This is a genomic window from Mesorhizobium sp. M1A.F.Ca.IN.020.06.1.1 (assembly GCF_004023265.1).
GTDB lineage: Bacteria > Pseudomonadota > Alphaproteobacteria > Rhizobiales > Rhizobiaceae > Mesorhizobium.
In genome coordinates this window covers 1-5,945 of sequence record NZ_RZSR01000303.1, presented here as the reverse complement: position 1 = coordinate 5,945, position 5,945 = coordinate 1, and the positions used below count along the sequence as shown (strand labels likewise).

At 64.8% G+C, this 5,945-nt stretch carries 5 protein-coding genes and 1 pseudogene; 4 read left to right on the top strand and 2 right to left on the bottom strand.

All coding sequences use genetic code 11. The features are described 5' to 3' along the window. The coding region (locus tag EOA60_RS15270) for a RidA family protein (protein ID WP_164899325.1) at positions 1-353 on the top strand (353 nt) is incomplete at its 5' end. Positions 354-382: 29 nt separating this feature from the next. Beyond that, the gene (locus EOA60_RS15265) at positions 383-1,606 is read left to right on the top strand and encodes an amidohydrolase/deacetylase family metallohydrolase (RefSeq protein WP_095823479.1); all 1,224 of its coding nucleotides are present in this window, start codon (positions 383-385) and stop codon (positions 1,604-1,606) included. Positions 1,607-1,611: 5 nt separating this feature from the next. Here EOA60_RS15265 and EOA60_RS15260 read toward each other — a convergent pair whose 3' ends face one another. Both EOA60_RS15260 and EOA60_RS15255 read right to left on the bottom strand, forming a co-directional pair. Further along, positions 1,612-3,402: an NAD(P)/FAD-dependent oxidoreductase gene (locus EOA60_RS15260; RefSeq protein ID WP_095823480.1), complete on the bottom strand. Its 1,791-nt coding sequence runs from the start codon at positions 3,400-3,402 to the stop codon at positions 1,612-1,614. A gap of 52 nt (positions 3,403-3,454) precedes the next feature. Then, complete coding sequence (locus EOA60_RS15255) at positions 3,455-4,402, bottom strand: MurR/RpiR family transcriptional regulator (protein ID WP_095823481.1); 948 nt, start codon at positions 4,400-4,402, stop codon at positions 3,455-3,457. Positions 4,403-4,674: 272 nt separating this feature from the next. Here EOA60_RS15255 and EOA60_RS15250 point away from each other — a divergent pair, with 272 nt between their 5' ends. Together EOA60_RS15250 and EOA60_RS15245 are read left to right on the top strand one after the other, a co-directional pair. Continuing rightward, a complete protein-coding gene (locus tag EOA60_RS15250) occupies positions 4,675-5,508 on the top strand; it encodes an ABC transporter ATP-binding protein (RefSeq protein WP_095823482.1) in 834 nt (277 codons plus the stop codon). Beyond that, positions 5,505-5,945 (top strand): annotated as a pseudogene (locus tag EOA60_RS15245) (ABC transporter permease); the annotation flags it as partial. The gene EOA60_RS15250 and the pseudogene EOA60_RS15245, both read left to right, overlap by 4 nt.

Below are 5,945 nucleotides of genomic sequence, written 5' to 3'. Positions count from 1 at the left end.
GCTTCGGAAAGTCGCATGTCCCGCTCTCGCCTGCCGTCCGCGCCGGCGATTTCGTCTATGTCTCCGGCCAGGTGCCGGTGGGCAGCGACGGCCTGGTAGTCAAGGGCGGCATAACTGACCAAGCCGAGCAGGTGCTGCAAAACGTCAAGGCTGCGCTGGCGCTGGCCGGATGCACCATGGACGACGTGGTGAAGACCACCGTCTGGCTCGAGGACGCCCGCGATTTCGGCGCCTTCAATACGGTTTATGCCAGGCACTTCCCGAATGACCCACCGGCGCGCACCACCGTCGAGTCGCGCCTGATGATCGACATCAAGATCGAGATCGAGGCCGTCGCCTACCGGCCGGTCTGATCGCGGCCAGACAGCAACGGAGGCGCGGAATGCAGTTCGATCTGTTGATCAAGGGCGGCCGTGTGATCGACCCGGCTTCCGGGTTGGATGCGCCGCGCGACATCGCTGTCGCCGATGGCCGAATCGCCGCCATCGAAGCGACCATCGATAGCGAGACCGCCGGTGAGGTCGTCGACGCCAGCGGCTGCATCGTCACCCCCGGCCTCGTCGATCTGCACAGCCACGTCTACTGGGGCGGCACCTCGCTCGGTGTCGACGCTGACCGGCTCGCCGCCAAGAGTGGCACCACCACCTTCATCGATGCCGGCAGCGCCGGCGCCGGCAATTTCCTGGGGTTTCGCCGCCATGTCATCGAGCGTTCGAAGGTCCGCATCCTTGCCTACGTCAACATCTCGTTTGCCGGCATATTCGGCTTCGCCGAGACGGTATCCGTCGGCGAATGCAGCGATCTCAGGCTCTGCGAGCCGCGCGAGACGGTGGCCGCGGTGCGCGAGCATGCCGCTGTCGTCGTCGGCGTAAAAGTCCGTTCCGGGAAGCACGCCGGCGGCACCAGCGGCATCGCGCCGGTCGACCTCGCGCTCGAAGCCGCGGACCGAGCCGGCCTGCCGCTGATGGCGCACATCGACGAGCCGCCGCCCGGCCGCTCGGAAGTGCTGCCCAGGCTCCGCCGCGGCGACATCCTCACTCACTGCTTCCGGCCGTTCCCCAACGCGCCGGTCTTCGCTTCGGGCGCGGTGCGGCCGGATATGCGGCAGGCGCGCGAGCGCGGCGTCATCTTCGACATCGGCCACGGCATGGGCTCCTTCGACTTCGAGGTGGCGAAGGCGATGCTGGCGGAAGGGCTGGCGCCGGACGTCATCTCGAGCGATGTGCATCTCTACTGCGTCGACGGCCCTGCCTTCGATATTCTCGTCTGCATGTCGAAGCTCATGGCGCTCGGCATGCCGCTGGTCGAGGTCGTGCGCGCGGCAACGCAGCGCCCGGCCGATGCGATCGCCAGGCCCGAGCTCGGGGCGCTTAAAGTCGGCGGCATCGGCGATGTCGCGGTGCTGAGGCTGCAGCCTGGCCGCTTCACCTTTGTCGATGCGGTCGGTGCGTCACTCATCGCGGACCAGCGGCTGGTCTCGAAAGGCATCGTGATAGGCGGCAAATGGTGGCGGAACGAGGCGCCCGACCATAATGAGACCGAGCGCTTCGAGGCCCATGCGCACCATACGCATGTCGAGGTTGCGGCCAGGCACTTCGGGCGCTGATTGGCTCACCGTCGCCAATTGCTCGGCTCGCCATAGACAGGCGTCGCAATCCCCTCCATCCGCGCCTTGAGCTGCAGCGCCACGAATTTCGAATAGAAGCGCGACAGCGCGAGATTGCCGCCGTGTAACCATAGCGCCTCCTGGGCCGTCGGCTTCCACATGTTGCGCAACTCGCCCTGCCACGGGCCGGGGTCGCCCTTAACGCCGGAGCCGAGACCCCAGCACGGGCCGACCTTGTCGGCGACCTCGCGAGAAACGATCACTGCCACCGTCTCGTTCATCGACTGGTAGCCGGTGCAGGAGACGATCGCGTCGACCGCCAGCTCGCTGCCGTCCTCAAACAGGATGCCGGTCGGCGTCAGCGATTTGATGCCGACGCCGCTCTTCACCGCGATCTCGCCGTTCAGGATCAGCTCGCAGGCGCCGACATCGATGTAGTAGCCGGAGCCGGTGCGATAGGCTTTCATAAGCAGTCCGGTCTCGTCCTCGCCGAAGTCGATGGCAAAGCCGCTGTCGCTGAGGCGCTTGTAGAAATCCGCGTCGCGCTCGCGGATGACGTCATAGAGCGCCCGCTGGCCTTTTGGGACCAGCGCGAAGGGTGTCGAAGCCACGATCATGTCGGCCTTGTCGGTGGTGATGCCCCGCGCCAGCGCCTTTTCCGAAAAGATCTCGAAGCCGACCTCCATCAGCGTGTCCGACTTCACCACCGTCGTCGGCGAGCGCTGCACCATGGTGACCTTGGCGCCGGCTTCCCAGAGGTCGACGCTGACATCGTGGCCGGAGCTCGCCGCGCCGATCACCGCGACGTGCTTGCCGCGGAATTTCTCGCCGGTCGAGTACTGGCTGGAATGCAAAAGCTCGCCTTTGAAGCTGTCCGCGCCAGGCAGATCGATCTGCCGCGGCGGCCCGTAGGCGCCGGTGGCGAACACGATGTGCTTCGGCTTCAGCGTGATGCGCTCGCCGGCGCGATCGACCACCACCGTCCAGAGCTTTTCGGGCTCGTCATAGGCCGCACTGATGCATTTGGTGGCGACCCAGTAGTTCAGCTCCATGACGCGGGCATACATTTCGAGCCAATCGCCCATCTTGTCCTTGGGCGTGAACACCGGCCAGTTTTCCGGGAACGGAATGTAAGGCAGATGGTCGTACCAGACCGGGTCGTGCAGCACGAGCGAGCGGTAGCGGTTGCGCCAGGAATCGCCGGCGCGCGCGTTCTTCTCGACGATGAGGGTGGGAACGCCGAGCTGCCGCAGACGGGCGCCGAGCATGATGCCGCCCTGGCCGCCGCCGATCACCAGGCAATAGGGCTGCTCGTGCACGCCGAGCTCACGCGCCTCGCGCGCTCTTGCTTCCGCCCAGGTCTCGCGTTCGGGATCGGCCTTGTGGCGGATGCCGAGCGGCCGGGCAGGCCCCTTCTGCTCCTCGAAACCCTTGAGCTCGCTCATCGCCGTGAACAGCGTCCGGCAGCGGCCGTCCTTGAGCCGCAGGATGCCCTCGCCTCGCGCCACGGCCGTCTCGAAGCTGAACCAGGCCTCGATGACGCCGTCGGCGACGCTTGACTCCCCGGACAGGCGCCAGTGCGATGGTTGCGTCGAGGAAAGCGTCGCCTTGAGCATCTCGCGGACCGCCGGTTGGCCCTCCATGGTCTTGATGTTCCATGTGAAGGTCAGCAGATCGCGCCAGTAGCAATCGTCCACGAAAAGGTTCGTCGCCGCCTCGATGTCACCCGCCTCGAGCGCGCGGCCGAATGTGCCGAGCCAGGTTGCCGCCTGTTGCGATGGTGCGATGTCGAGCATTGATGTTCGTTTCCCCTGAATTGCGCAGATCATAGCCGCGTTGCGGCTTTTCTCAGTCGCCGAGCGGCTCCATCTCCTTCCCCGTCCGATGGATCTGGGCGTTATATTTGATGCGGCGCACCGTCTCGCGCGCCGGGCCGTCGAGCTTGTAGGCGGACGCGACCGCGAGCAGGTCGATGGCCACAAGAAAGGCGTAGCGCGAAGCTGTCGGCTTCAGTGTGTCGGGATATTCGGGAACCGCCATCGTCAGCTGGACATCGCAGACGCGTGTCAGCTCCGTGTCCGGCGCGGTCACGCAGATCGCGTCGGCGCGATAGTGCTTGGCAAGCTCCACCGCCTCGATCACCTCCCGGGTACGGCCGGTCGCCGATATCGCGATCACCACATCGCCCGGCTTCAGCGTCGAAGCCGTCATGCGCATCAGATACGGATCGCATTGCGCGCTGATGGTGATGCCATAGCGAAACAGGCGATACTGCGTCTCTTGCGCCAGCGCCGATGAGCTGCCGCCAAGTCCGAATACCGTCACTTGCCTGGCCTTGGCGATCAGCTCCGCCGCTTTCTGCAACTGCCCTGGATCGATCTGCCGTTCGGCCTCCTGCAGCGCGCGGCGCGCTTCGCCGAACACGGCGTTCCAGAACGGCATGCCGCTGTCGCCGTTCGTGGGTTGCGGCTTGGTGCTAAGATAAAGCGCGCCGACGACGAGGCTCTGCGCCAGCTTCAGCTTGAAGTCGCGCACGCCGTCGCATCCGATGGCGCGGCAGAAACGGGTGACCGTCGGCTCGCTGACCTGGGCGCGCTGCGCCAGCGCGGCATTCGATGCATCGACGGCATATTTGACGTCGTCGAGCACGACGTCGGCGACGCGACGCTCCGCCGGCCGCAAGTCCGTGTAGCTGTCCTTCACCTGCGAAATGATGTCGGGGAAGCGCCTGACATGATCATGCCGGCCGTCATCCGCGTCGGAAATCCGCAGCGCCTGGCTGTCAGCTTCGGTCATTGGCCGTCCTTCTCTGCCGTTTCTGGACCACCATATTTGTGATTATCCGCCGGCTGGCCATAGGCAATCAACCGAAGTGAGTATGTAGGAAAGTAACACACACTGCAAGCGCATCAAAACACAGGGGAAATCAGACGCTTATACAAGCTTTGGTCGATTTCGACAGCACCAGATCTTTGCCCGCCGCTTGACAGTAAAGTAGGATAGTTACAGACTGATTTCGCGGACAGAGGGGGCTCCGGCAACCCAATCACGCAGTCTCCGAGGGGAGCATGAATACCGGCAGCGCAAGAACGCCGAAGCTCGGCGTGCAGGCAGCGAGCAAGGTTTATACCACGGCCTCCGGCGATCTTCTCGCCCTGGACCGCTGCAGCCTCGACGTGCACGCCAACGAGATCGTCTCCATCGTCGGCCCCTCCGGCTGCGGCAAGACCACGCTCTTGTGGTCGATGTCGGGTCTGCATCGTCTGACCAGCGGCGCGATACTGCTTGACGGCAAGGAGGTCACTGGCCCGCGTCCCGAGATCGGTATCGTCTTCCAGGAAGCGAACCTTCTGCCCTGGCGCAATCTCGACGCCAACATCAACTTCCCTTTCGAGATCAAGGGCGAGAAGCCCGATCGCGCCTGGATCGCGCATCTGCTTCATCGCGTCGGGCTCGACGGCTTCGGCGGCAAGTTCCCGCGCGAGCTTTCCGGCGGCATGCAGCAGCGCGCGGCGATCGTCCGCGCGCTGGCGCTGAAGCCTTCCGTGCTCTTGATGGATGAGCCCTTCGGTGCGTTGGACAGCTTCACCCGCGAGGAGATGAACCGCCTCGTCGAGGAGATCTGGCTCGATACTAAGACGACCATTGTTTTCATCACCCACAGCATCGAGGAAGCGATCTTCCTCTCCGACCGGGTCGTGGTGCTAACCGCGCGGCCGGGACGCGTCGCCAAGGTCTACGACGTGCCGTTCCCGCGCCCGCGCTCGCTGGAGATCATGGCCACCAAGGAGGTCTTCGACCTCACCAACCGCATCAAGATGGACATCGTCGGCGAGCGCCGTCCGAGGGCGCAGGAGCAGTTGCAACACAAGAGCGCTGAAATCGTGAGGATCAGGCCGTGAGCGGGGGCGACGCCATTCCGGAATTCTCCAAGGCCAAGTCCGGCGACGGCCAGGATGTCAGCCTCACCAACCTCTCCGCCTTCGCCGGCGGCCCGGGCGTCAAGTCCGGTGCCGAGGTGGCCGCGATTCTCGTCGTCGCGGCGGTGATCATCGGCGGCATCGAGCTGGCGCTGCGCATCTTCCACGTGCCGCAATACATCATGCCGCCGCCGAGTGCGATCGTTTACGCTTTGTTCGACGAGTTCCCGCTGATCGCGCCGCATCTCGGCTACACGCTGGTCGAGCTCTTCTCCGGCTTTGCCATCGGCGCCGTCGTCGGGCTGGTGATGGCGGCGGTGATCACGCAGTTTCCCTTCGCCGAGAAGATCGTCGCGCCTTACATCTTGATCCTCGTCACCACGCCGATGCTGGCGCTGGTGCCGCTTCTCATCCTGCGC